Annotated in this window: 21 protein-coding genes; 3 read left to right on the top strand and 18 right to left on the bottom strand. The window is 70.8% G+C overall.

Going from position 1 to position 23741, the window contains the following annotated elements; all coding sequences use genetic code 11:
* Window position 1: 1 nt before the first annotated feature.
* The 17 genes from D9C15_RS05435 to D9C15_RS05355 form a co-directional block, all read right to left on the bottom strand.
* Window positions 2-1513, bottom strand: coding sequence for a lipopolysaccharide biosynthesis protein (locus D9C15_RS05435; protein WP_164886653.1), 1512 nt, complete (start codon window positions 1511-1513; stop codon window positions 2-4).
* On the bottom strand, window positions 1510-2844 hold the full coding sequence (locus D9C15_RS05430; protein WP_127996421.1) for a DUF4910 domain-containing protein: 1335 nt from the start codon (window positions 2842-2844) through the stop codon (window positions 1510-1512). Before D9C15_RS05430 ends, D9C15_RS05435 begins: the two co-directional genes overlap by 4 nt.
* A gap of 1 nt (window position 2845) precedes the next feature.
* Entirely contained in the window at window positions 2846-3760 is a 915-nt protein-coding gene (locus tag D9C15_RS05425; protein WP_127996420.1) for a glycosyltransferase family 2 protein, read from the bottom strand.
* A 3-nt stretch (window positions 3761-3763) separates the two neighbouring features.
* Window positions 3764-4432, bottom strand: coding sequence for a PIG-L deacetylase family protein (locus D9C15_RS05420; protein WP_127996419.1), 669 nt, complete (start codon window positions 4430-4432; stop codon window positions 3764-3766).
* Window positions 4433-4460: 28 nt separating this feature from the next.
* A complete protein-coding gene (locus D9C15_RS05415) occupies window positions 4461-5237 on the bottom strand; it encodes a sugar phosphate nucleotidyltransferase (RefSeq protein WP_240668298.1) in 777 nt (258 codons plus the stop codon).
* Between the two features lie 5 nt (window positions 5238-5242).
* On the bottom strand, window positions 5243-6280 hold the full coding sequence (locus tag D9C15_RS05410; RefSeq protein WP_127996417.1) for an NAD-dependent epimerase/dehydratase family protein: 1038 nt from the start codon (window positions 6278-6280) through the stop codon (window positions 5243-5245).
* Between the two features lie 33 nt (window positions 6281-6313).
* A complete protein-coding gene (locus tag D9C15_RS05405) occupies window positions 6314-7594 on the bottom strand; it encodes a class I SAM-dependent methyltransferase (protein WP_240668296.1) in 1281 nt (426 codons plus the stop codon).
* A 152-nt stretch (window positions 7595-7746) separates the two neighbouring features.
* The gene (gene nadE / locus D9C15_RS05400; protein WP_127996416.1) at window positions 7747-8724 is read right to left on the bottom strand and encodes an NAD(+) synthase; all 978 of its coding nucleotides are present in this window, start codon (window positions 8722-8724) and stop codon (window positions 7747-7749) included.
* Window positions 8721-8972, bottom strand: a complete 252-nt coding sequence (locus D9C15_RS05395; protein WP_127996415.1) for an acyl carrier protein — start codon at window positions 8970-8972, stop codon at window positions 8721-8723. The genes nadE and D9C15_RS05395 overlap by 4 nt, the downstream gene beginning before the upstream one ends.
* Before the next feature lie 28 nt (window positions 8973-9000).
* Window positions 9001-10506, bottom strand: a complete 1506-nt coding sequence (locus D9C15_RS05390; protein WP_127996414.1) for a class I adenylate-forming enzyme family protein — start codon at window positions 10504-10506, stop codon at window positions 9001-9003.
* Window positions 10507-10508: 2 nt separating this feature from the next.
* A complete protein-coding gene (gene asnB, locus D9C15_RS05385) occupies window positions 10509-12446 on the bottom strand; it encodes an asparagine synthase (glutamine-hydrolyzing) (RefSeq protein ID WP_127996413.1) in 1938 nt (645 codons plus the stop codon).
* A 4-nt stretch (window positions 12447-12450) separates the two neighbouring features.
* A complete protein-coding gene (locus D9C15_RS05380) occupies window positions 12451-13497 on the bottom strand; it encodes a 3-oxoacyl-ACP synthase III family protein (protein WP_127996412.1) in 1047 nt (348 codons plus the stop codon).
* A 19-nt stretch (window positions 13498-13516) separates the two neighbouring features.
* Window positions 13517-14281, bottom strand: coding sequence for an SDR family oxidoreductase (locus D9C15_RS05375; protein WP_127996411.1), 765 nt, complete (start codon window positions 14279-14281; stop codon window positions 13517-13519).
* The gene (locus D9C15_RS05370) at window positions 14278-14724 is read right to left on the bottom strand and encodes a 3-hydroxyacyl-ACP dehydratase FabZ family protein (protein ID WP_127996410.1); all 447 of its coding nucleotides are present in this window, start codon (window positions 14722-14724) and stop codon (window positions 14278-14280) included. The genes D9C15_RS05375 and D9C15_RS05370 overlap by 4 nt, the downstream gene beginning before the upstream one ends.
* A gap of 1 nt (window position 14725) precedes the next feature.
* Window positions 14726-14968 (bottom strand): acyl carrier protein, encoded by a 243-nt coding sequence (locus tag D9C15_RS05365; RefSeq protein WP_127996409.1) that lies wholly within the window; start codon window positions 14966-14968, stop codon window positions 14726-14728.
* Between the two features lie 38 nt (window positions 14969-15006).
* Complete coding sequence (locus D9C15_RS05360) at window positions 15007-15777, bottom strand: SDR family NAD(P)-dependent oxidoreductase (RefSeq protein WP_164886652.1); 771 nt, start codon at window positions 15775-15777, stop codon at window positions 15007-15009.
* A gap of 79 nt (window positions 15778-15856) precedes the next feature.
* On the bottom strand, window positions 15857-16765 hold the full coding sequence (locus D9C15_RS05355) for an AAC(3) family N-acetyltransferase (RefSeq protein WP_127996407.1): 909 nt from the start codon (window positions 16763-16765) through the stop codon (window positions 15857-15859).
* A 72-nt stretch (window positions 16766-16837) separates the two neighbouring features.
* On the opposite strand from D9C15_RS05355, the gene D9C15_RS05350 reads away from it, so the two are divergent.
* On the top strand, window positions 16838-18013 hold the full coding sequence (locus D9C15_RS05350) for a prenyltransferase/squalene oxidase repeat-containing protein (RefSeq protein WP_127996406.1): 1176 nt from the start codon (window positions 16838-16840) through the stop codon (window positions 18011-18013).
* Between the two features lie 6 nt (window positions 18014-18019).
* On the opposite strand, the gene D9C15_RS05345 is transcribed toward D9C15_RS05350, so the two are convergent.
* The gene (locus D9C15_RS05345; RefSeq protein ID WP_127996405.1) at window positions 18020-19099 is read right to left on the bottom strand and encodes a substrate-binding domain-containing protein; all 1080 of its coding nucleotides are present in this window, start codon (window positions 19097-19099) and stop codon (window positions 18020-18022) included.
* A gap of 68 nt (window positions 19100-19167) precedes the next feature.
* On the opposite strand from D9C15_RS05345, the gene D9C15_RS05340 reads away from it, so the two are divergent.
* Both D9C15_RS05340 and fdhF read left to right on the top strand, forming a co-directional pair.
* Window positions 19168-20898 (top strand): NADH-ubiquinone oxidoreductase-F iron-sulfur binding region domain-containing protein, encoded by a 1731-nt coding sequence (locus D9C15_RS05340; protein ID WP_127996404.1) that lies wholly within the window; start codon window positions 19168-19170, stop codon window positions 20896-20898.
* Window positions 20895-23705 carry a formate dehydrogenase subunit alpha gene (gene fdhF / locus D9C15_RS05335; protein ID WP_127996403.1) on the top strand — a complete coding sequence of 937 codons (2811 nt, stop codon included), beginning with the start codon at window positions 20895-20897 and terminating at the stop codon, window positions 23703-23705. The genes D9C15_RS05340 and fdhF overlap by 4 nt, the downstream gene beginning before the upstream one ends.
* Window positions 23706-23741 lie beyond the last annotated feature (36 nt).

The following is a 23741-nucleotide window of genomic DNA, read 5'->3' as shown; positions in this document are numbered from 1 at the left end:
TTCAAGACGGCTGCTGCGGCTTGGCGAAACGCCCGCCGAACCGCGGCGCCAGGAAGGATGTCAGCCGGTCCAGCACCGCACGCTCCGGCCCGGCCGGGCGGCCGGCGAGCGACCACAGGCCCAGCACGCCCGTGGTGTACAGTGCCACCCCGGCGGCCGAGCCGAGCAGCAGCCAGACGACGGTCGGCACGAAGCCGAGATCGGGCACATGTGCCGGCAGGGCAAAGTGCAGGATGAGCGCCACGCTCAGCGCCGCCGTAAGCGGACGGGCGATCGCCTTCAGGAACACGCGCGGTGCCACACCGAGCGCTCGGTGAATCTGGTACAGGTAGACCGGGGTGGCGAGGATGCTCGCTCCCAGCGCCGCATAGGCGGCCCCGACCACGCCGAACTGCGACGACAGCACCGTCAGCAGGACCACCAGCAGGCCCACGTGCGTGGCGTTGGAGGCGCCCACGCGCATCGCGAAGCCGCGTCCGAGCAGCACCGCGCTGATCGACGAGTGGAACAGCAGCAGGGCGCCGTTGAAGGCCAGCACCTGCATCAGCGGCACGGCCGAGAGCCACTTCGCGCCCAGGATCACCGGCACCAGGAATGGCGCGACGCTGAAGATGATGGCCGCGGCGGGCAGCGCAAGGATGGCCAGCACGCCGACGGCCAGCGAATAGGCGTCGCTCACCTCGTCGGACGTGGTGAGCTTCGCGAAGCCGGGCAGCAGCGCGCGGTTGATCGGCGCGCCGATCTCGGTGGTCGGCAGGTTGGCCAGTTCGTAGGCGATGTTGTACGAGCCCAGCGCGGCCGGCCCGTGCATGCGGCCGATGAAGAAGTCCGACACGCGCTCCTTCAGGAAGTTGACCAGACTGATGAACAGCAGCCAGCGCGAGAAGTGGAACAGCTCGCGGAAGCGCGTCATCTCGAAGCGCGGCCGGAACGGATGCATCATGTAGCTCATCGCCGTGCCGGCAATCTTCGAGGTGAGCATGCCCGCCACCAGCGCCCAGTAGCTGCGCAGCCAGAACGCCAGCGGCACCGTCACCATGAAGCCGATCAACTTGCGGCTGACCTGGAAGCGGAACTCGCGCTTGAAGTCCAGTTCCTTGCGGAAGGCCACCACGCCAATGTTCTCGGCGCCGGCGATCAGCGGCCCGAAGGCCAACGCACACACCACCCACACCACCTCGGGCTTGCCGTAGAAGTGCGCGATCGGCCAGGCCATCGCCAGGGTCAGCGCGGTGACGCCGAGGTTCAGCAGCACGTTGCAGGTCCAGGCCGTGTTGAAGTGTGACTCGGTGGCGTCCTTGGTCTGGATGATTGCGTAGTCGAAGCCGAAGGCCGTGAGCAGCTCGGCCATCGCGATGAACGAGATCGCCATCGCGACGATGCCGAAATCCGCCGGCACCAGCAGGCGAGCGAGGATCAGGGTGCTGATCAGGCCGAGGCTGCGCTCGACGAGCTTGAAGAGGACCATCCAGATGGCGCCCGAGGCCATCTTGCGTTGAACGGACTGGGTCATCGGGAGGAATCCGGACGGGGCGAGAGCAGGCCGGCGGCAGCCAGCTCCTGCGCACATTGGGCGAGCAGGCCGAAATCGAGCCGCGAGCGCTCGGCGATGTCCAGCAGCGAGGTCTCACCGTCGGACTGGTTGAGGACCCACAGCAGGCCCATCTGACGGTCGGCCACGCCGCTGTAATGGCCGCCCGAGTTGCGGTAGAGGCCACGCCGGCCCAGCTGCGGCTCGCCGTACGGTGCGAGGTTGATCCAGCAGCGGTCGTGCTCGAGCACCTCGAGGATCTGCAGGCAGGTGCGCCAGGAGTCGGCGAGCGCCTCGGCCGACATCAGGTCCAGCGCGTCGGCCGAGGTGTGCTCCTGCGGGTATTCGCCGGTCAGCGCACGCGATAGGCGGCCGACCGGGCGGCGGATGCCGGGCGAGTTGAACTGCCGCTCGTCGAAGCCCCAGGGCGAGAACTCGAGGCAGCGCGCCTCGGGATGCGCGCGGCGCAGCACGAGCTCGGCGGCGCGGTCGACGGTCGCGCGGCCGGTGCGGCTGCGCTGGTAGTGGAACGGGCCGGCATCGCCCAGCATCGCGAGCACGAGGCCGTGGCGCAGCTTGTCGAGCTGCGTGGGGTGCGTCGCCATCCAGGTGATCGAGCCGATCGTCGCGGGCGCGTACAGGAAGCGGTAGGTGTAGCGCGTGCGGCAGGTCGCGACGTGCCGCGCCAGCTCGGTGGCGATGACGATGCCGCTGAGGTTGTCGTTGCACAGCGAAGGGTGGCAGGTGTGGGCGAACACCAGCACCTCCTCGTCGGTCTCGCCGGGCACGACGACCTCGCCGAGGGTGAGCGAACCTTCTTCCAGGCGCGAGCGGATCACCGCGCGGTACCGGCCCACGGGCATGCGGGCGTGTTCATTTGCGCTCAGGCAGAAGCCCCAGTCCTCGCGGTAGTAGGAGTTGCGGAAGGGGATCCAGTCTGGGTGCTCGGGCAGGGTGTGCAGGCGCGCGCTCAGCTCCTCGAGCGTGAGCGTCGTGTCCACCGGCACGCTGTAGCCCACCACGTGCAGGTTGCTGCGCGAGAACTCGGCGAATCGCGCGCCGCTTTCATGCTCGAGCCAGGCGTCGTCGATGGACCACTCGCGTGGTACCGTCCAGTCGAACACCGGCGCGCCGGTCGGCACCTCCTGGATGGCCAGGGGCACCTCGCGCGCGACCCGCGCGAGCGTCTGCCGCACGCCTGGGCCGGTGATGCTGCGGCAGATCGGGTAGAGCTCGCCCATCAACGCCAGCATGCGCTGGCCGGCGGCGTCGATCTGTGCCGGCTCCAGGGCGATGGTCTGCAGCGGCGGCATGTCAGCGACGGACCACGTAGGCGGCCGCGTCGAGCAGGTCGCGGCCGAGCGCGGGCATCGACCAGTAGGCGTTGCGAAGCGTCCACGACAGCGCGGCGGCAGCGTCGGAGGCCGGCAGGCGCGACGAGAACACCGCGTTCAGCCAGCCGCCCACGCGACGCCAGGCCGGGAACAGTGCCTGCCGCGTGCGTACCGGGTAGTGGTGGCGGTGCAGCGCCTCCGCGGACATCAGCTGCGTGGCGGTCTCGCGGTCCATGCGGCGGTAGAAGAGCGGCTCGTCCACCTGGGCGAGCTTGCCCAGCAAGGCGAGGTGGCCGATGAGGATGACGTCCGCGCCGACGTAGTGCTCGATCAGCCGCGTTCGCGCCAGGGCCTCGGTGCGGATGACCCCGTTGAGGATATTGTTCAGCGCCAGCATCTTGCCGACGGACACGAAGCGCTCGGCCGGATGCTCTTGCATGAACGCATAGTCGCGCTCGTACTCGGCGAACTGGTCGATGGTGCCAGAGAAGAGGCGGGTGCGCGGCGCGGCCAGCACGATCGAGGCATCCTGCTCGAGCCGCTCGACGCAGCGCTCCAGCAGCGTCGGTGCGCACCAGTCGTTGGACGAGGCCCACTTGAAGAACGGCGCCCGGGCGCGGCGGAACACCGCCGAGTAGTTGCCGTTGGCGCCTATGTTCTTCGGCTGGCGGATCGCGACGATGCGCGGGTCGCGCGCCGCGTACTCGCCGATGATCGCCCAGGTGCCGTCGGTCGAGGCGTTGTCGCTCACGATCAGCTCGAAGTCGGCGAGGGTCTGGGCCAGCAGCGCGTCGAGCGAGCCGCGGATCGTCTGCTCGGCGTTGTAGGCCGGCATGCCGACGCTCACGCGCGGGCGCGGCGCGCTGGCAGGCGAGGGCGATGCGGCGGCGTCCATGGCTCAGGCGGCCTGCAGGGTGAGCCGCAGCTTGCGCGCGTGGAAGGCCTCGGCCAGGCCCGAGGGGGCGCGGCACTCGAGCCCCCGCAGTCGGGCCAGCGCGTCGAAGTTCTCCGGCACGAACCAGCCCTTGGCCTGCTGGGTGCCGAAGTGGCGCATCAGGTGCGCCTTCTTGCGCTCGGCCACCGCCGGGGCGAGCGGCACGAAGACGTTGGGGTGCCCGAGGTCACCTTCGTACTTCATGATCTCGTACTCGAGCACCAGGTGGTTGCGCCAGGTGTTCCAGGTCAGTTCCGCGGCGAGGCGGTGGTCCTGGTGGCGGTCTTCGAGGCGATGCGTCAGCACGATGTCCGGGTCGCAGCGGCAGCGCACCGATTCGAAGAAGGCCTTCACGTCTTCGTACTGCGAGGGCAGGAAGCCGTCGCGGAAGCTGGCCAGCGCGATGTCGCTGCCGGCGGCGCGGCGCAGCAGGGCCGTCGCGCTGCGGCGCGCCTCGCGCTCGCGCGTGCCGCTGGCGGTGAGCACCATCCACGTCACCTCGAGCGCACGGCCCGTGGCCAGCCAGGTGAGCAGCGTGCCGCCGCAGCCGATCTCGATGTCGTCGCTGTGCGCGCCGATGCACAACAGGCGCAGCGGGCGGCCGGGGTCGGCGTGGGGCAGGAGGTCGAGCATGCGGGAACGGGTCTGGCAGCGCGGATTCTCAGGCCGCCGAGCGCTTCCAGACCATCCACGGGCAGTTGCCGCGGGCTTCCATCCGATCGAGCGCGATCTTATCCTTAAAGGTGTCCATCGCCGCCCAAAAGCCGGGGTGGCGGTGCGTCCAGAGCTGGCGCTTCTCGATCAGGCGGCGGAACGGCTGCTCGACCAGTTCCTCGCCTTCCTGGAGGTGGTCGAAGATCTCCTGGCGCAGGCAGAAGAAGCCGCCGTTGATCCAGTAGTCGGAATCGGCCACGCTCTCGATGCCCTGCACCATGCCCTGCTCGTCCATGCGGATCGCGTGCAGGCTCTGCGACGGGCGCACCGCGACGGCGCCGCCGATCACGTTGCGCTGGCGGAAGGTCTCGATGTAGCTGTCCAGGCGCAGGTCGGACAGGCCGTCGGAGTAGTTCGCGAGGAACATCTCCTCGCCCTCGAGGTACTTGCGCACGCGGAGCAGGCGCTGGCCCAGGTTGGCGTGCATGCCGGTGTCGACGAAGGTGATGCGCCAGTCCGCGATGTCACTCGTGATCGGCTCGATCTTGCGGCCGCCCTCGGACATCACGAAGTCGTTGGACATGCACTCGTTGTAGTTCAGGAAGTACTCGCGGATCAGGTCGCCGCGGTACCCGAGGCACAGGATGAAGTCCTTGTGGCCGTAGTGCGCGTAGTAGCGCATCAGGTGCCAGACGATCGGCCGGATGCCGACGTTGACCAGCGGCTTCGGGATGGTCTCGGAGTGCTCGCGCAGGCGCGTGCCGAGGCCGCCGCAGAACAGCACGACCTTCAACGCGCGCTCCAGAACAGGTCGTCGTCGATTTGCTTCGTGCGCTGCAGGTACTTCAGCTGTTTGAGCCGTGTGAAGGCGCGGAACTCGTAGGTGGCCTGGTCGAATTCGATGCGCTCGAACAGGCGGCGCAGTTCGTGCGCGCCCTCCTGCGCCGTCCACTTCGCCTTGAAGCCGGGCAATTTCGCGGCGATCTTATCGAACGAGACGCGGTAGCTGCGGTTGTCCTGGCTCGGCGGCCCGGCGCTCACCTCGCAGCCCGGGACGGCGTTGGACACCAGCGCGGCAATCTCCCGGATGCGGTAGTTCTCCGGCGTGGCACCAACGTTGAACACCTGGCCGTTGATGGCATCGGCCGGCGCCTCGGCGGCACAGCGCATCGCCTCGCAGACGTCCTCGATGTGCACGATGGGGCGCCACGGGCTGCCGTCGCTGACCATCGCGATCTTCTGCTTGATCCAGGCGAGCGCCGAGAGGTCGTTCAGCACGATGTCGAAGCGCATGCGCGGCGAGGGGCCATACACCGTGGCGTTGCGCAGGAAGGTGACGGAGAAGCGATCGTCCGCCAGCGGTGCGACGTCGCGCTCCACGTAGACCTTGCACTGCGCATAGGCCGTCTGCGGGTTCACTGCCGAGGTCTCGTCGAGGAACTCGCCGGTGCCCAGGCCGTAGACGCTGCACGAGGACGCGTAGACGAAGCGGCGCACGCCGGCTTCCTTGGCCGCCCTGGCGATGCGCAGCGAGCCTTCGTGGTTGATCTTGAAGGTGATCTCCGGCCGGTTCTGGCCGAGCGGGTCGTTCGAGAGTTCGGCCAGGTGGATCACCGCGTCGAAGCCGGCGAAATCGGCCGGCGTCACGGTGCGCAGGTCCTTGTAGACCGTCTCCGGACAGTCAGGCAGGCCGATCGGGTCGAGGTAGAGACAGCCGTCGCGGTAGAAGCCTGTGTCGAGGCCGCGCACCTCATGGCCGGCGGCCTTCAGCCAGGGCGCGAGGCGCGCGCCGATGTAGCCCTCGGTCCCGGTGATCAGAATCTTCATGGGATTGCCTGGTGGTCCGGTGAATGGGGTGGATCAGAGCACGCGCACTTCGGGGATCGGCACGACGAAGCGTCCGCCCCATTCGGCGATGTAGGCGGCTTGGCGCGTGATCTCGTCCTTGAGGTTCCAGGGCAGGATCAGCACGTAGTCGGGCCTGGCCACCTTCAGGTGCTCGGGCGGCATGATGGGGATGCGCGTGCCCGGCGTGTACTTGCCCTGCTTGTACGGGTTGGCATCGGTGGTGAAATCGAGCAAGTCGGTGCGGATACCGCAGTAGTTGAGCAGGGTGTTGCCCTTGCCCGGTGCGCCGTAGCCGGCCACCGTCTTGCCCTGCTCGCGGGCCTCGATCAGGAAGGTGAGCAGCCTGCGCTTGGTGCGCTTGACCTGCTCATCGAAGCCGCGGTAGCGCTCCATGGTCAGGAAGCCGTCGCCGATCTCGCGCTGGCGCAGTGCGGTGACCCGCTCGCCCACCGGCAGCGCGGCGTTCTCCGTGTGCCTGCCGTAGATGCGCAGCGAGCCGCCGTGCGTTGGCAGCTCCTCGACGTCGAACAAGGTGATGCCATGGTGCGCGAACACCTTCTCGACCGCCACGAACGAGAAGTAGCTGAAGTGCTCGTGGTAGACGGTGTCGAACTGGTTCTCCGCCATCAGGCGCTGCAGGTGCGGGAACTCCATCGTGATCACGCCGCTCGGGGCCAGCAGGATCTTCATGCCGGCGACGAAGTCGTTCAGGTCCGGCACGTGGGCGAGCACGTTGTTGCCCAGCAGAACGTCGGGCCGGCCATGCTCCGCGGCCACGGCGGCGGCCGTCTCGCGGCCGAAGAAGCGCACCGTGGTCGGCACGCCCTTCTCGACGGCCACCTTGGCGACGTTCGCGGCCGGCTCGATGCCCAGCACCGGCACGCTGGCCGCGACGAAGTGCTGCAGCAAGTAGCCGTCGTTGCTGGCGATCTCCATCACCTTGCTGCCGCCGCCCAGGCCGAAGCGCTGGATCATCATGTGGGCGTAGCGCTTCGCGTGCTCGACCCAGCTGGTCGAGTAGGACGAGAAGTAGGCGTACTCCGAGAAGATGCTGTCGGGCGAGACGAACTGCTGCAGCTGCACCAGCTTGCACTCGCCGCAGACGTAGGCGTGCAGCGGGTAGAAGGGCTCCATCGCGTCGAGTTGGTCGGGCGCGATGTGGGTCTGGCACAGCGGCGAGGAGCCGAGGTCGACGAAGGTGGTCGTCAGGCGGGCGCTGCAGAAGCGGCAACTGAAGCTGCGCGGGCCGTGCGCCAGTGCTCCTTCGGGGGGGTTGTCCGTCGATGCTGTCACGTGCTGCCTTCCTGGTTCGGTATCGTTCTATGCGACGGGACGAATGATGTCATTTCTGACCCCGCGCCGTATTCGCTGGGGACCCTCAAGCCTGGGGGGCAGATCGAGGAAACTGCACGCTACTCGCGGTTCCGCAGGGGGCGACACGGAGATCAGTACTCTGGAACCGTCTCCGCCCCTGCGTGCAGGTACGCCGCCGCGCGCCGCTTGGCCGCGATGTCGTCGTAGACGCGCTGTGCGGCTGTCGCGTCCATGCCGAGCGCCGCCCCGAGTTCGGCCGCGCCCACGCCATGGTTCAGCGCCCACAGCGCCAGGTCCATCTGCGCATAGGGCAGCGCGAAGTAGAACTCGTCCTGCCCCTGCGGCAGCGTGTAGGTGTCGGTGGTCGGCGTGGCGTTGCAGATGTCGGCCGGCAGGCCGAGCGCACGCGCCATCGCGTAGACCTGGGTCTTGTACAGGTGCGCGATGGGCTTGAGGTCGGCCGCGCCGTCGCCCACCTTGACGAAGAAGCCCTGGTCGTACTCGAGCCGGTTCGGCGTGCCGACCACCGCGTAGTTCAGCCGGTCGGCGTGGAAGTAGTCCATGGTCTTGCGCACGCGCTGCTTGAAGTTCGTCGCCGCGACGATCTGCAGGTACTCCTTCAGCGGCAGGCGCTCCTCGTGCTGCGTGCCGCCGGGCTCGGCGACGACGAGCTTGAAGTAGTTGATGCCGCGCTGGGTGCCGCCGGCGATCACGATCTTGTTCCTCCACCCCTCGCTGTAGGCCGGGAAGACGCGCCGGATCGCCGCGTCGCGCTGGCGATAGCAGCCCAGCCCCTCGAGCGCCGGGGCGATGTCGAACAGCTCGTGCGCGATGCCCAGGTGCTCGGCCAGCACCTGGCCGCGCCGGGTGCTGAAGTCGCTCGAGTCGCGCTCGGGCAGCAGCAGGCCGAACACCTTGTTCGGGCCGAGTGCGCGCACAGCCAGCGCGGCACACACCGAGCTGTCGATGCCGCCGGAGATCGCCACCACCAGGCCGCGGCGGTGCAGCCGGCGCGCCAGCGTGTCGACCATCCAGCGGCCGATGCGGTCGGCCTCGGCGAGCTCGTCGTACTGCAGGACCTGCGGTCCCAGGGGCAGGGGGCTGCTCATGCGCTGCGCTTGCGATCGACGTAGGCCGCGATGCTCTCGAGGCTGTCCAGGTTCTCCGGGACCATCTCGTCGTCGAGCACCTTGATGCCGTAGCTTTCCTCCAGGTGGCCGATCAGCTCGAGGAAGCCGGTCGAATCGAGCACGTGGTGCTCGAGGAAGCTGTCGGCGTCGGCGAGCGCGACGCCGGTCGCGCCCATGATGAAGTTGTCCTCGATGTAGCGCCGGACTTCGGCCTTGATGTCGCTCATGTTCAGCAGTCTGGAAGGGAAAGGAATGTCAGCGCAGGCTGGCGTGCCGGATCTTGCCCGAGTCCGTGCGCGGCAGTTCGTCCACGAAGGCCACCGACTTCGGGGCCATGTAGCTTTCCAGCCGCGCCAGGCAGTGGCGGATGAGCTCGCGCTCGGTCAGCGTGCAGCCGGGGCGCAGGGTCACGTAGGCCCTGACCGCCTGGCCGAGCGCCTCGTCGGGCACGCCGACCACCGCGCAGCCGGTCACGCCGTCGAGCTGGTAGATCACGTTCTCGACCTCGCGCGGCGCGACCTTCTCGCCGCGCGTCTTGATGATGTCGTCCAGCCGCGCGACGTAGTAGAGATAGCCTTCGGCGTCGCTGCGGAACAGGTCGCCGGTGTAGAGCAGGCGTTCGCCCGGCGCGGTGCCGGGGCGCAGCCGCTCGGCCGTCTCCTCGGGGCGCTCCCAGTAGCCCAGCATCACGTGCGGGCCGCGGATCACCAGCTGCCCGGTGCTGCCGTGCGGCAGGCGCTGCCCCTGCTCGTCGATCAGCCAGTGCTCCTGCCCCGGGATGCCGCGGCCCACGCTGCCGGGCCGCCGTTCGAGCTGATCCGGCTCCAGGTAACTGGCGCGCTTGCATTCGGTCAGGCCGTACATCGAGAGCAGCCGCGCCTGCGGCAGCGCCGCGCGCAGGCGCTGCAGGTGTGGCTCGGGCAGCGCGGCGGCGGCGTTGGTCAGCAGGCGCAGTGCCGACAGGTCGAACTTCGGCAGCAGGTCGAGCAGCGCGGCATAGAGCGTCGGCACGCCGGGGAACACCGTGACGCGTTCGCGCACCAGCGTCTCGGCCAGCTTGACCGGGAAGGCCGCCTGGTGCTCCTGCACCACCGTCGCGCCCAGCCCGAGGCCCATCAGCAGGTTGTACAGGCCGTAGCTGAAGGCCGGCGGCAGCGCGAGGCCGATCACGTCGTCCTCGCGCAGACCGAGGTAGGCCTGCACCATGGCCCAGGCGCTGGTCATGTTGTGGTGGCTGAGCATCACGCCCTTCGGGCGCCCGGTGGTGCCGGAGGTGTAGATCAGCGCAGCCAGGTCCTGCGGCTCGCGTGCGACCGCTGGTCCGCGCGGCGCCGCAGCCGGCCAGCCCCGCTCGCGCGGGTCGGCGCCGGTCTCGCCGGCGACCAGCACGCGGCGCAGCGTCGGTATCCGGGCCAGCGCGGTTCGCCAGGCGGGTGCCAGCGCCGGCTCGGTCACGAGCGCCGTGGCGTGGGTGTCGTTGGCGATGAAGGCGAGCTTGTCGGTCTTGGCCAGCGCGCTGATCGGCACGAACACCGCCCCGGCCGCCAGCACGGCATGCACGGCAACCGCGAACTCGGGCGTGTTCTCCAGCATCACCAGCACGCGGTCGCCGGGCGCGACGCCGGCCTCGACCAATGCGCCGGCCAGGCCGTGCACCTGTGCCTGCAGCTCGGCATAGCTCAGGCGCCGCGTGCCGGCCACCAGCGCCACCTTGCCCGGCAGGCGTGCCGCGCTGTGCTCGAAGGCGTGCTGCAGCAGCATGCTCAGGCCGCGGCCGGCGCGCCTTCGCCGGCGATGAACTGGCGCTGCAGCAGCATGGTCGACAGGATGCCGACGAAGGCCATGTTGTCGCCGAAGCCGATCGCCCGCCCGGCGGCACACTTGGCCTGCAGCTTGGCGACGGCAACCGGATCGAACAGCCCGGCCGCGTCGAGCGACGCCGGCGCCAGCAGCTCGGCCACCCAGGGCAGCGGCGCCCCGTCGTCGAAGAAGCAGGCGCTGTCGGGCGCGCGGTAGGGCTGCTTGCTGCGTGCGACGATGCCCTGCGGCAGCTCGTGCGCGAAGGCGCGCTTGAGCAGCACCTTCTCGTGCAGTCCGCGCAGCTTCAGGCGCGGCGGCAGCCGCGCCGCGAACTCGAGAACGCGGTGGTCGAGGAAGGGAAAGCGTGCCTCGATCGACGCGGCCATCGTCGCGCGGTCGCCCTGCGCGGCGAGCAGGTAACCCGGCAGCAGCGTCTGCGCCTCGACATACTGGTCACGCTCGAGCGGTGCCCAGGCGCCGAAGCCCGGCGGCAGCAGGGACTCGAGCGCGCCATCGGGATCCCAGGCCTGCAGCCGCTCGCGCCACTCCGCGCGGAAGAAGGGGAACACGCGGCGCGTGGTGGCCAGCCGCATCGCATGCGCGAAGCCAGGTCGGTCCACGCCGTCCAGCCCGCTGCCGAAGTAGGCCTGCGTCAGCGAGCGGGCCGCCACCGGCGAGGCGGCGAGGTACGGGTAGAGCCGCTGCAGCAGCGCCGGGCGCCAGCGCGAGCCCGGCGCACGGGCAACGAAGCGGCGCAGTGCCGCCTCCTTGAACAGGTCGTAGCCGCCGAAGGCCTCGTCGGCGCCTTCGCCGGTCAGCACCACCTTGTAGCCGGCAGCGCGCACCGCGTCGGCCAGCAGCATCATCGGCACCGGAGCCGTGCGCACCACCGGCGCCTCGGCGTGCCACACCAGCCGGGCGAAGCCGGCGGCGATCGCGGCGCGCGTGGCCTGCATCGACGAATGCTGCGTGCGCAGGTGCTCGACCAGCGCGCGCTGGTGTTCGCTCTCGTCGAACTCGCGGTCGGCGAAGGTGAGCGAGAAGCTGCGCAGCGGCGTGTCGGTGTGGCGCGCGATCAGCGTGGTGATGATCGACGAATCCAGGCCGCCGGACAGGTAGGCACCCACCGGCACGTCGGCGCGCAGCTGCAGCCGCACCGCATCGACCATCAGCGCGTGGAGCTCCTCGGCGAGCGCTTCGTCGCTGGCGCGCGGCGGCGTGCCGGGGAAGGTCCAGTCCCAGTAGCGCTGCATGCGACGCCCGCCGGGATCCACCACCAGCAGGTGCCCCGGCGGCAGCGCATGGAGGCCCTCGAAGACACTTTGCGGTGCGATCGGCGACCAGTAGCTGAATGTGGCGGCCAGTGCGTCCGCGCTCAGCCGCCGTGGCAGCGCCGGCAGGGTGAACAGCGCCTTGGCCTCGGAGGCGAACGCGAAGCGCCCGCCGGCGTCGGCGTGGAACAGCGGCCGGATGCCGATGCGGTCGCGCGCCAGCAGCAGGCGTTGCCGGCGGCCGTCCCACAGCGCAAAGGCGAACTGGCCGTTGAGCCGCGCGACGAACGCGTCGCCCAGCTCCTCGTACAGATGCACCAGCACCTCCGTGTCGGAGGCGGTGCGGAAGCGGTGGCCGCGCTGCAACAGTTCCTCACGCAGCTCGCGGTAGTTGAAGATCTCGCCGTTGAAGCTGACCCAGATGCGTTCGTCCTCGTTGGCCAGCGGCTGCGCGCCGCCGGCCGGGTCGATGATCGCCAGCCGGGCATGGCCCAGCGCCACCGGGCCGTCGACGTGCACGCCCTGGCCGTCGGGCCCGCGGTGATGCAGCGCGGCGACCATCGCCGCGACCTCGTCCGAACGCGGCGGCGCGACCCCGGGCGGGCTCCACAGCCCGGCGATGCCGCACATGCGCTCAGGCCGCGCCGCGGCGCGCCGGCGTGCCGGCGTAGTCGCGGTGCAGCAGGGCGGCCTGCGGGTCGAGCTCGACCACCGCGGCCCCCCAGGACAGGCCGACACCGTAGCCCAGCAGCATCAGCGTCTGCGTGCGCTCGCGCTGCGCCGGCAGGCTGCGCGTGAGCGTCACGGCGACCGAGGGGCCGCCGCAGTTGCCGTTGTCCTCGATCGTCATCGGCACCTTCGCGTCGGGCAGGCCGCACTTCTTCATCAGGTGCTTCATGATGAACCGGTTGGACTGGTGGAACACGAACTGGTCCACCTGTTCGACGCTGAGGCCGGAGAGTCCGAGCGCATCGCGCACCAGCGGCGGCACGCGCTTGATCGTGAAGTTGAAGATGCCGGCGCCGTCCATGCGCAGGAACAGCTCGCGCGGGTCGGCCGGGCTGCGATCGCGGAAGGCGCCGCCGCGGATGATCAGCCCGGCGTGCCCAGTGCCGTCGGTGTGAAGGCAGAAGTTCGCGCGGCCAGCGTCGGCGAGTTCCAGGGCGGTGGCCGAGCCGGCGTCGCTGAACAGCAGCCGCGTGGCCTGGTCGTCGGGCGCGACGAAGCGGCTCGGTGTCTCGCCGTGCAGCATCAGGATGCGCCGGTGGCCGCCGCCCTTGAGCATCGCCGCCGCCAGGTACAGGCCATAGGGATAGCCGGAGCACCCGAGCCCCATGTCGAAGGCCGCGCAGTCGTCGGGGAGGCCGAGCCACTGGTGCAGCATGCAGGCGGTGGAGGGCAGGAAGTAGTCCGGCGACTGGGTCACGAAGATCAGCCCGCTGACGGAGTCGCGTTCCCAGCCGAGCCGCTCGAGCAGATCCTCGGCCGCTTCGAAACACAGGTCCGCGGCGGTCACGCCGGCTTCGACGACGCGCCGCTCGCGCACGCCGGCCATCTGCACGACCTTGCGCACCTCGTCCGGATCGAAGCCGAGGGCCGGGTCGAGGTTGTTCTCGGCGCGTGCCGGCACGCAGGTGGCGATGCCGGCGATGCGCAGGCCGTCGATGCGGTGTTGGCTCATGCTCGGCTCCTTCGGCGGGTCATTCGAGGATGCGCGTGCCGCCGTCGACCACCAGCGTGTGGCCGACCAGCGCCGCCGAGGCCGGGCTGCACAGGAACTGCGCCGCCAGCGCCACCTCCTCCGGCGCGACCAGCCGGCCACGCGGCGAGCGCCGCAGCGCGTCGGCGAGGCGCTGTTCCTTGTCGGGGAAGGCGTCCCAGGCGTCGGTCAGCACGCTGCCGGGCGACAGGATGTTCACGCGGATGCCTTGCGGCGCCAGTTCCACGGCAAGGTGCCGCGCCAGTGCCTCGAGCGCGCCCTTGGAGGTGCCCACCGTCGTGTAGGCCGGCACGGCACGCTGTGCGCCGGCCGAGGACACCGCGACCACTGCCGAGCCGGGGCGCAGCACCGGCAGCAGCGTGCGCACCAGCTCGAAGAAGGCGCGTGTGTTCAGCGCCAGCGTGAAGTCGAGGTGGCGCGCGGTGAGCTCGGCGAAGGGCTTGTGCACGCCGGTGGCGGCGCAGTGCACGATGGCCGGCAGCGCGTCGCCGCAGGCGGCCATGCGCTGCTGCACGGCTTCCAGCCCCTTGGGCAGCGTCAGGTCGGCACGCAGCACCTCGAGCGCCAGTCGTTCGGCGGCCGCGGCCGCCTGCAGCGCCTGCGCGGCCTCGTCGTTGCGTGCGTAGTTGGCCACCACCTGCGCGCCCGCGCGCGCGAACTGCAGCGCGATGGCACGGCCGATGCCGCGCGTGCCGCCGGTGACGAGCACGCACTGCTGCTGCAGTCCGAAGGGCGAGGCGGTCATGTCGGGTGGCTCGCGAGGTAGGCATCGAGCACCGGATCGCGGAAGTCGCCCGCGAGGGTGCCCGGCGGCACGAAGGTGAAGAACAGGCTGCACTGGGCCACCGGCTTGCCGCCCACCTCGGCGCGGCACTCGGCATTGGCATAGCGCTCGGTGCTGGCGGTGATCTGGGCGTACAGCATGACCTCGTCGTTCGGGCGCACCCACTGGCGGAAGCTGGCCGAGAGGATCTTGGCGAGCATCGCCTTGCCGCGCGGGCGGCGTTCACCGTCCAGCGCCTTGGCGGCGGCCTGGCCCATCATCTCGGTGAGCAGCACGCCGGGCACCACCGGGAAGCCGGGAAAGTGGTCCTGGAAGTACTCCTCGTCCGGCGGCACGCGCCGCGCGGCGACGACGCTCACCCCGGGCTGCAGCGACTCGATGCGGTCGACGAGGATGAAGCGCACGTCAGGCGGCCACCAGCGCGCCGTGCCGGCGCAGCAGGTCGAGCAGGTCGGACACGCTCTTCAGCGCCTCGATGTCCTGCTCGGACAACTGGATGTCGAAGCGCTCGTCCAGCCCGGCGATGAGCGACAGCGTGCCCAGCGAATCCCAGCCCGGGATGTCCTGGCGCAGCGTGCCCTCGTTGATGCGGCCGGGGCTCTCTTCGAAGACCTCGGCGATCCACTGCAATGCGTCCTGCGTTTCCATGGTCCGGCCGTTGCGGCCCCTCCCTGCGATAAAGGTGACTACTGGGCGGTGAAGCCGCCGTCGACTGCCAGGTCGGCGCCGGTGATCCAGCGGGTGCCGGGCGCGAGCAGGAAGGTCGCGGCGCGCGCGACGTCCTCCGGCTGCCCGGGCCCGAGGGGGTGCGCTTCCTCGAGCTTGCGCACGTGCTCCGGCGCGAGCCGGGCGAACGACTGCTTCGTCATCTCGGTGTGCACGAGGCCGGGCGAGATGCAGTTGACGCGCACGTTGCGCCGCGCCAGCTCGATGGCCAGCGCACGCACCGCGGCCGCCACCGCGCCCTTGGTGGCGCAGTAGCCGGTCTGCCCCGGCATGCCGACCCGGCCGTAGACCGACGAGAGGAACAGCAGGCTGCCGCCCTCGGGCGTCATCACGTCGCGGCGGCACACGGCACGGGCCAGTTCCAGGCCCGCATAGACGTTGATGTCGAACTGCACGCGCATCAGTTCGACGGTGTTGCTGGCGAGCGGGCGCGTCTGCACGATGCCGGCGGCGTGGCACAGGCCGTACAGCGGGCCGAGTTCGTTCTTCAGCGCGGCGATGGCCGGAGCGATCGCCTCGAGGCTGGTCAGGTCGAGCGCCAGCGTGCGGTGCGGTGCGCCGCCCAGCAGCGCGGCGGTGTCTGCCAGGCGCGCGGCATCGCGGCCCACCAGCACGACACCCGCGCCATGGCGCGAGAGTTCGACCGCGATCGCACGGCCCAGGCCCGAGGACGCGCCGGTCACCACGACCCAGCGGCCGTCGAAGGCGAGGAATGATGCGTCGGGTGACATAGGCAGTGGGCGTGGCTCGGAACGGCGCGGTCGAGGATAGCCGATGGTTTTCGGCCTCGGCCCCCCATGACGAGCAGGATTACCGGCCCGCCTGTCCCTCATGTTGGTGGTGCGGCGTCTCCGTGAGGTCGTAGAAGAAATGGCCGGCTCGCCGCATCTGCTCGACGCAGGCGACGACCTCCCGCACCCGGACCGCCTCGACCACGGTGTTGCCGACGCGCCGCCCGCGGATCAGGCCACGCTGCCGCAGCGCCTGCTCGAGATGTTCGAAGCGCCGGCGCCGGATCGCCTCGGGCGCGAACACGTGGGTCGTGACCGTGCGCGTCCGGCCCTCCTGGTCCACCACCGGCACGACGAAGGGCTCGTCGGTGTAGAGCGGGAAGGGCAGGTGCTCGTGGACCAGGTGCTCCAGGTGGTGAAAGAACGTAAATGTTGCGAAGGGCACGTCGAAGAACGCCACGACGCCATCGCGCTCGACCAGGCGCTCGAACGGCGTGCCCGGTCCGCAGGGGTGAAGGCAGTCCTCGTGGCCGGCCACGATGTGCTGCGCCTGCGGGCCGAGCGCGAGCACCGGATGCGTCGGATGCAGGCTGCGCAGCACGCCGGGCCGGCGCCGGAAGTACTCGGAGACCAGGCCCATCATCGACGGCGTGCGGCGCACGTCGAAGCGCCGCCCTTGCTGCAGGTACTGCAGCGAGGAACTGCGGTAGGGCAGCGACACCATCAGCAGGTGGCCGGCGGGCCCGACGGCAGCGAGGAAGACGTCGGTCAGCTGCTCGATCGTGCCGCGGTAACCGTGCGGACCGCCGAAGCCGCTGTGCAGCATCACGCTGTCGCCCGCGCGGATGCCGAGGTCGCGCAGCGCCTGCAGCAGTTCGGCATCGCCGAAGGCGCGGAACCGGCGCACGTAGGCGCCGTGCAGCGCCAGCAGGCGGGGCTTGAGCGCGCGCTTGAACGCGCGCCACGGTCCGAGCGGACTACTCGTCATTGTTCGTGCCTCGCCAACGCCACCGTATCGGGGGAGCGCTGCGCCGAAGTCCCGCACCTAGAATCCCTGATCATGAAAGTGATTTTGCGGCGAGCACGCGAGTGGATGTCGCTGCCGAACATCGCACGCGCGGAGAGCCGCCGCGACCGTGAAGGATTGCCGACGCACGATCCTGGCACGGCGGCCGTCCTGCCCGCGCTGTTCGACTGGCTGAGCCGCGCACAGGACTGCTCCCCGAGCGCCGACGGCGGCGTTGCGCGCAGCTACGACCTGCTGCGCGGCTGGGAGACCTCGTACCCGGAGACCACCGGGTACATCGTGCCCACGTTCATAGCCGGCGCCGCCTGGCTCGGCCGTGACGAACTGCGCGAACGCGCCCGCCGCATGACCGACTGGCTGGTGTCCATCCAGCTGCCGGGCGGCGGCTTCCAGGGCGGGCGCATCGACTCCAAGCCGGTCGTGCCGGTGACCTTCAACACCGGCCAGATCCTGCTCGGGCTGGTGGCGGCCGAAACGAGCTTCGGCGGCTACGGCGCGCCGATGCGCAAGGCCGCCGACTGGTTGGTCGAGACCCAGGACGCGGACGGCTGCTGGCGTCGCCACCCGACACCGTTCGCAGCCGCCGGCGAGAAGGAATACGAGACGCATGTGGCCTGGGGCCTGTTCGAGGCGGCCCGTGTGGAACCGGCGCGCGGCTACGGGGAGGCCGGCCTGCGCAACGTCTACTGGGCCTTGAGCTCGCAGGCGAAGGACGGCTGGCTGCCCAAGTGCTGCCTCGACGACCCGAGCCGTCCGCTGACGCACACGATCGGCTACGCCTTGCGCGGGGTGCTCGAGGCCCACCGCTACCGGCCCGAGGATCGCCTGCTGGACGCGGCCCGGCGCATCGCGGAGGGCCTGATGCGCAGCGTCACGCCCGACGGGGCCTTGCCCGGCCGCCTGCTGCCGGGCTGGAAGTCGGCCGTGCCCTGGGTCTGCCTGACCGGCGTGGCCCAGGTCGCGATCTGCTGGATGCTGCTGTTCGAACTGCTCGGTGACAGGCGCTACTTCGACGCCGCGACGCGTGCCAATGCCTACCTGCGCCGCACGGTGCATCTCGACGGCCCGGCAGACCTGCGCGGTGGCGTGAAGGGCTCGTTCCCGATTGACGGCGACTACGGGCGTTACCAGCTGCTCAACTGGGCGCCCAAGTTCCTGGCCGACAGCCTGATGCTCGAGCACGACCTGCGGCGCCAGGCCGGCGCCTGACCCGGCTCAGCCGGGCGGCAGCGCGTCGAACGCCTCGTCGAGCCGTTGCACGCGCCCGGTCTCCGCGGCGTGATAACCCGCCAGCGAGGCGATCGCCACGCGGCAGGACGGACTGGCCAGCAGCGCCAGCAGTCGCTGCACCGGCGGCTGAGCCAGCCCGTTGTCCGCCAGCGCAAAGAAGTAGCGCTCGCGCAGCAGCGGGATGAAGTGCAGGCCGAAGCGCTGCGCCGCGGTCTGAACGCCCAGGCCCGCGTCGGCCATGCCGCTGGCGATGTAGGCGGCGACCGCGGCGTGGGTCATCTCGGTGTCGTCGAAACCGCGCACACGCTCGGCGGCGATGCCGGCACGCCCGAGCAGCAACTCGGTGAGCAGCCGCGTGCCCGAGCCCTCGGGCCGGTTCACGAAGCGCACGTCAGGCCGCACCAGGTCGGCGATGCCGCGGATGCCCTTCGGGTTGTCGGCCGGCACGAACAGGCCCTGGGTGCGTACCGCCAGGTGCACGAGCACATGCTGGTCGGCCCGCAGCCAGCGCAGGTAGCGCTTCAGCGCACGCGGCTCGAACTCGCCGATCGGCACGTGGAAACCCGCCAGGTCGCAATCGCCGCGCGCCAGCGCGGCCACCGACTCCAGGCTGTTGCGATAGCGCAGCTCGACGGGGATGCGTGCGGCCTGGAGCTGCTCCATCAATCGAGCCACCGCGAAGCCGTGGCTCGCGTCGATGCGCACCGCCCGCCGCGCGGGGGCGCGTTCGCGGTCGAGCTCGTGGCCCACTTCCGAGGCGAGCGACTCCAGCAGCGGCGCCAGCCGCGCAGCGATGCGCCGGTCGGCCCAGATCAGTCGGCGTGCCAGCTCGGTCAGCGCCGAACCGCGGCCGCGCCCGGCGGTGATCAGCGGGGCGCCGAACTCCGCCTCGGCCCGCTTCACCAGCCCCCAGCAATGCCGGTACGACCAACCCAGACTGCGCGCGGCCTGCGCCAGCGTGCCGCTGTCCTGCAGCGCCGCCAGCAGCTGCAGCAGGTCGGCCGTGGGCAGGTAGGGGCCGTCCTCGGCGCCGATCTCCCAGTGCGGGTGAAGACGGATGTGCAAGGGTTGACCCGGGCCTAATATGAATCCACTTGCATATTGTGCCGCGTGCGCCTGCTTACCCTCGGCCGATGAGCACCACCGTGATCCCCCTGCAGGCGGTCAGCGACCGGCTGCCGCGCCGCCAGCGCGCCCAGCGCAGCGGCCGCAAGGTCGACGACGCCACGTTGCGCGAGGTGCGCGACTGCCTCGGCGCGCTGCCGCTGCGGCGTGACCTGCTGATCGAGCACCTGCACGCGCTGAACGATCGCCACGGGCAGCTGCGTGCAGATCACCTGGCGGCGCTGGCGCAGCTGCATCGTCTGGCCCAGGTGGAGGTGTTCGAGGTCGCGAGCTTCTACCACCACTTCGATGTGGTGCGCGAGAACGCGGCCGGCGGCTACGACGCGCCACCGCGGCTGACGGTGCGGGTCTGCGCCAGCCTGTCATGCGAGCTGGCCGGCGCGCGCGAGTTGCTGGCCAGGCTGCCCGCGCTGCTCGGCGCCGACGTTCGCGTGCTGGAGGCGCCCTGCGTCGGGCGCTGCGAGCAGGCCCCGGTGGCGGTGGTGCACCAGCGGCCGGTCGCGCAGGCGCGTGCGCTCGACGTGCAGTCGGCGGTGGCGAGCCAGCGCACGCGCGACGAGTTGCCGGCGGCGATCGACTTCGACGCCTACCGCGCCCAGGGCGGCTACGCGCTGCTGCGGGCCTGCCAGATCGGCACGCGCGACGTCGAGTCGGTGCTCAAGGCGATGGAGGACTCCGGCCTGCGCGGCCTGGGCGGCGCGGGCTTCCCGTCCGGCCGCAAGTGGCGCATCGTCCGCACCGAGGCGGCGCCGCGCCTGATGGCGGTGAATATCGACGAGGGCGAGCCCGGCACCTTCAAGGACCGCCACTACCTCGAGCGCGACCCGCACCGCTTCCTCGAGGGCATGCTGATCGCGGCCTGGGCCGTGGGCATCGCGAAGATCTACGTCTACCTGCGCGACGAGTACCACGGCTGCCGTGCCCTGCTCGAGCGCGAGCTGGCCGCGCTGCAGGCCGACCCGCCGGTGCCCGAGCTGCCCGCGATCGAGCTGCGCCGCGGCGCCGGGGCCTACATCTGCGGCGAGGAGTCCGCGATGATCGAGTCGATCGAGGGCAAGCGCGGCATGCCGCGCCTGCGCCCACCCTACGTGGCGCAGGTCGGCCTGTTCGGGCGGCCGACGCTGGAGCACAACTTCGAGACGCTGTACTGGGTGCGCGACATCCTCGAGCGCGGCCCGCAGTGGTTCGCCGCGCAGGGGCGGCACGGCCGCAAGGGCCTGCGCTCGTTCTCGGTCTCGGGCCGCGTTCGCGAGCCGGGCGTCAAGCTGGCGCCGGCCGGCATCACGCTGCGCGAGCTGGTCGACGAGTATTGCGGCGGCCTGCCCGCGGGCCACGAGCTCTACGGCTACCTGCCCGGCGGCGCCTCGGGTGGCATCCTGCCTGCCGCGCTGGCCGATGTTCCGCTGGACTTCGACACCCTGCAGCCGCACGGCTGCTTCATCGGCTCGGCCGCGGTGGTGGTGCTGACCAGGAGCGCGAACCACGTCGACCGCGCGGTCGACGCGGCACGCAACCTGATGCGCTTCTTCGAGGACGAATCCTGCGGCCAGTGCACGCCCTGCCGCAGCGGCACGGCCAAGGTGCGCGAGCTGATCGAGCGCGACACCTGGGACGTGGCGCTGCTGGCCGAGCTCTCGCAGGTGATGCGCGACGCCTCGATCTGCGGCCTCGGCCAGGCCGCCCCCAACCCGGTGGACTGCGTGGTCCGCTACTTCCCGCACGAGCTGGAGGGCGCATGAACAAGCCGGTCGAGTTCATCGAGTTCACGCTCAACGGCAAGACCATCGCGGCGACGCCGGGCGAGACCATCCTCGACGCGGCCAAGCGCTCGCGCATGCCGATCCCGCACCTGTGCGCGAGCCGCGGGCTCGAGCCGGTGGGCAACTGCCGCGCCTGCGTCGTCGAGATCGCCGGCGAACGCACGCTCGCGCCCTCGTGCTGCCGCGCGCCGACGCCGGGCATGAAGGTGGAGAGCACCAGCGCGCGTGCCGTCGCGGCGCAGAAGATGGTGCTCGAGCTGCTGGTCAGCGACGCGGGCGCCGCCAGTGCCGAGCTGACCACGCAGTCCAAGCTGCTGTTCTGGGCCGACAAGCTGCAGGCCCCGCGCGGCCGGCTGCCGCAGCGCGAGGCGGTGGCGTCCGACACCTCGCACCCGGCCTTCGCCGTCAACCTCGACGCCTGCATCCAGTGCACCCGCTGCATCCGTGCCTGCCGCGACATCCAGGTCAACGACGTGCTCGGCCTGGCGCACCGCGGCGCGCACGCGAAGATCGTGTTCGACCAGGACGACCCGGTGTTCGACTCCACCTGCGTGGCCTGCGGCGAATGCGTCCAGGCCTGCCCGACCGGTGCGCTGATGCCGGCCCAGGGCGCCGGCCTGGCGAAGATCGATCGCGCGGTGGATTCGGTCTGCCCGTACTGCGGCGTCGGCTGCCAGCTCACCTGGCATGTCGGGCGCAACGAGCGCGGCGAGGAGGCCATCCGCTACGTCACCGGCCGCGACGGCCCGGCCAACCACGGCCGGCTGTGCGTCAAGGGCCGCTTCGGCTTCGACTACGTGCGCGACGGCGAGCGTCTGACGGTGCCGCTGATCCGGCGCGACGGCGTCGCCAAGGACCCGGCGCACATCGAGCAGGTCAAGCGCGGCGAGCTGCCGCTCTCGGCGCTGTTCCGCGAGGCGAGCTGGGACGAGGCACTCGAGCGGGCCGCCGGCGGACTGGCGAGCATCCGCGACAGCGCGCCCGACGGCGCGCAGAGCCCACTGGCCGGCTTCGGCTCGGCCAAGGGCAGCAACGAGGAGGCCTATCTCTTCCAGAAGCTGGTGCGCACGGGCTTTCGCACCAACAACGTCGACCACTGCACGCGGCTGTGCCATGCCTCGTCGGTGGCGGCGCTGCTCGAGGGCATCGGCTCGGGTGCGGTGTCGAACCCGGTGGAGGACGTGGCGCAGGCCGACCTGATCTTCCTGATCGGCGCCAACCCGGCCGCCAACCACCCGGTGGCGGCGAGCTGGATCAAGAACGCGGTCAAGCGCGGTGCGCGCTTCGTCGTCGCCGACCCGCGCGCCACGCCGATGACACGCTTCGCCACCTGGCACCTCGCGTTCCGGCCCGACACTGACGTGGCGCTGCTGACCGGCATGCTGCACGTGATCGTCGCCGAAGGGCTGGTCGACGAGGCCTTCGTGGCCCAGCGCGTCAACGGCTACGACGCGCTGAAGGCCAGCGTGGCCGAGGCCACGCCGGAGCGCATGGCCGAGATCTGCGGCATTCCGGCCGAGACGATCCGGGAGGTGGCGCGTGCGTATGCCACCTCGAAGGCCTCGATGATCCTGTGGGGCATGGGCGTGAGCCAGCATGTGCACGGGACCGACAACGCGCGTTGCCTGATCGCGCTGGCACTGGCCACCGGCCAGATCGGCCGGCCCGGCACCGGGCTGCACCCGCTGCGCGGCCAGAACAACGTGCAAGGGGCGAGCGACGCGGGCCTGATCCCGATGATGTACCCGAACTACCAGCGTGTCGTGCGCGAGGACGTGCGCGCGAAGTTCGAGCAGCTGTGGGGCACGGGCCTGGGTGGCGAGGCCGGGCTGACCGTCGTCGAGATCATGCATGCCGCCGCCGCGGGCAGGATCCGCGGCATGTTCGTCGAGGGCGAGAACCCGGCGATGAGCGACCCGGACCTCGACCATGCACGCGCCGCGCTGGCGACGCTCGAACACCTGGTCGTGCAGGACATCTTCCCGACCGAAACGGCGATCCTGGCCGACGTGGTGCTGCCTGCCTCGGCCTGGGCCGAGAAGTGGGGCACCGTCACCAACACCGACCGGCTGATCCAGATCGGCCGGCCGGCGCTGGCACCGCCGGGCCAGGCGCGCCAGGACCTGTGGGCGATCGAGCAGATCGCCCGGCGCATGGGCCTGCCCTGGGACTACTGGCGCGCCGAGGACGGCGATGGCCAGCACGCCGCCGAGGCGCCGGTGGCGCGTGTCTACGAGGAGATGCGCGCGGTGATGGAGCCGCTGGCCGGCGTGCCCTGGGCACGCCTGCTGCGCGAGGAGGCGGTCGTGACGCCCGCCGAGCGCGAGGACGCGCCGGGCCAGGCGGTGGTGTTCACCGACCATTTCCCCACCGCCGATGGCCGCGCGACCATCGTGCCGGCACGCTTCACGCCCGGCCCCGAGCAGCCCAGCCGCGACTACCCGCTGGTGATCTCCACCGGCCGCGTGCTCGAGCACTGGCACACCGGCGCGATGACGCGCCGCGCCGAGGTGCTGGAGGCGCTGGCGCCGGTGCCGCGGGTCAGCATCCACCCGGCCGACGCAGCAACGCTGGAGGTGTCCGACGGTGACGCCATCCGCGTCGAGTCGCAGCACGGTGCGATCGAGGCGGTGGCCGAGGTGACGCCGGCGGTGCGCGAGGGCCAGCTGTTCCTGCCCTTCGCCTACTGGGAGGCGGCGGCCAACAAGCTGACCGGCTCGGCGATCGACGCCTTCGGCAAGATCCCGGGCTTCAAGGTCACCGCCGTGCGCGTGACGAGACTCTAGGGAACCGGCCCGGCCAGCCGCGCCGGCCGGGCCGGG

The sequence above is a fragment of the Piscinibacter defluvii genome, assembly GCF_004011805.1.
In the GTDB taxonomy this organism is placed as follows: domain Bacteria; phylum Pseudomonadota; class Gammaproteobacteria; order Burkholderiales; family Burkholderiaceae_C; genus Piscinibacter; species Piscinibacter defluvii.
This window is presented reverse-complemented; position numbering and strand designations above follow the sequence as displayed.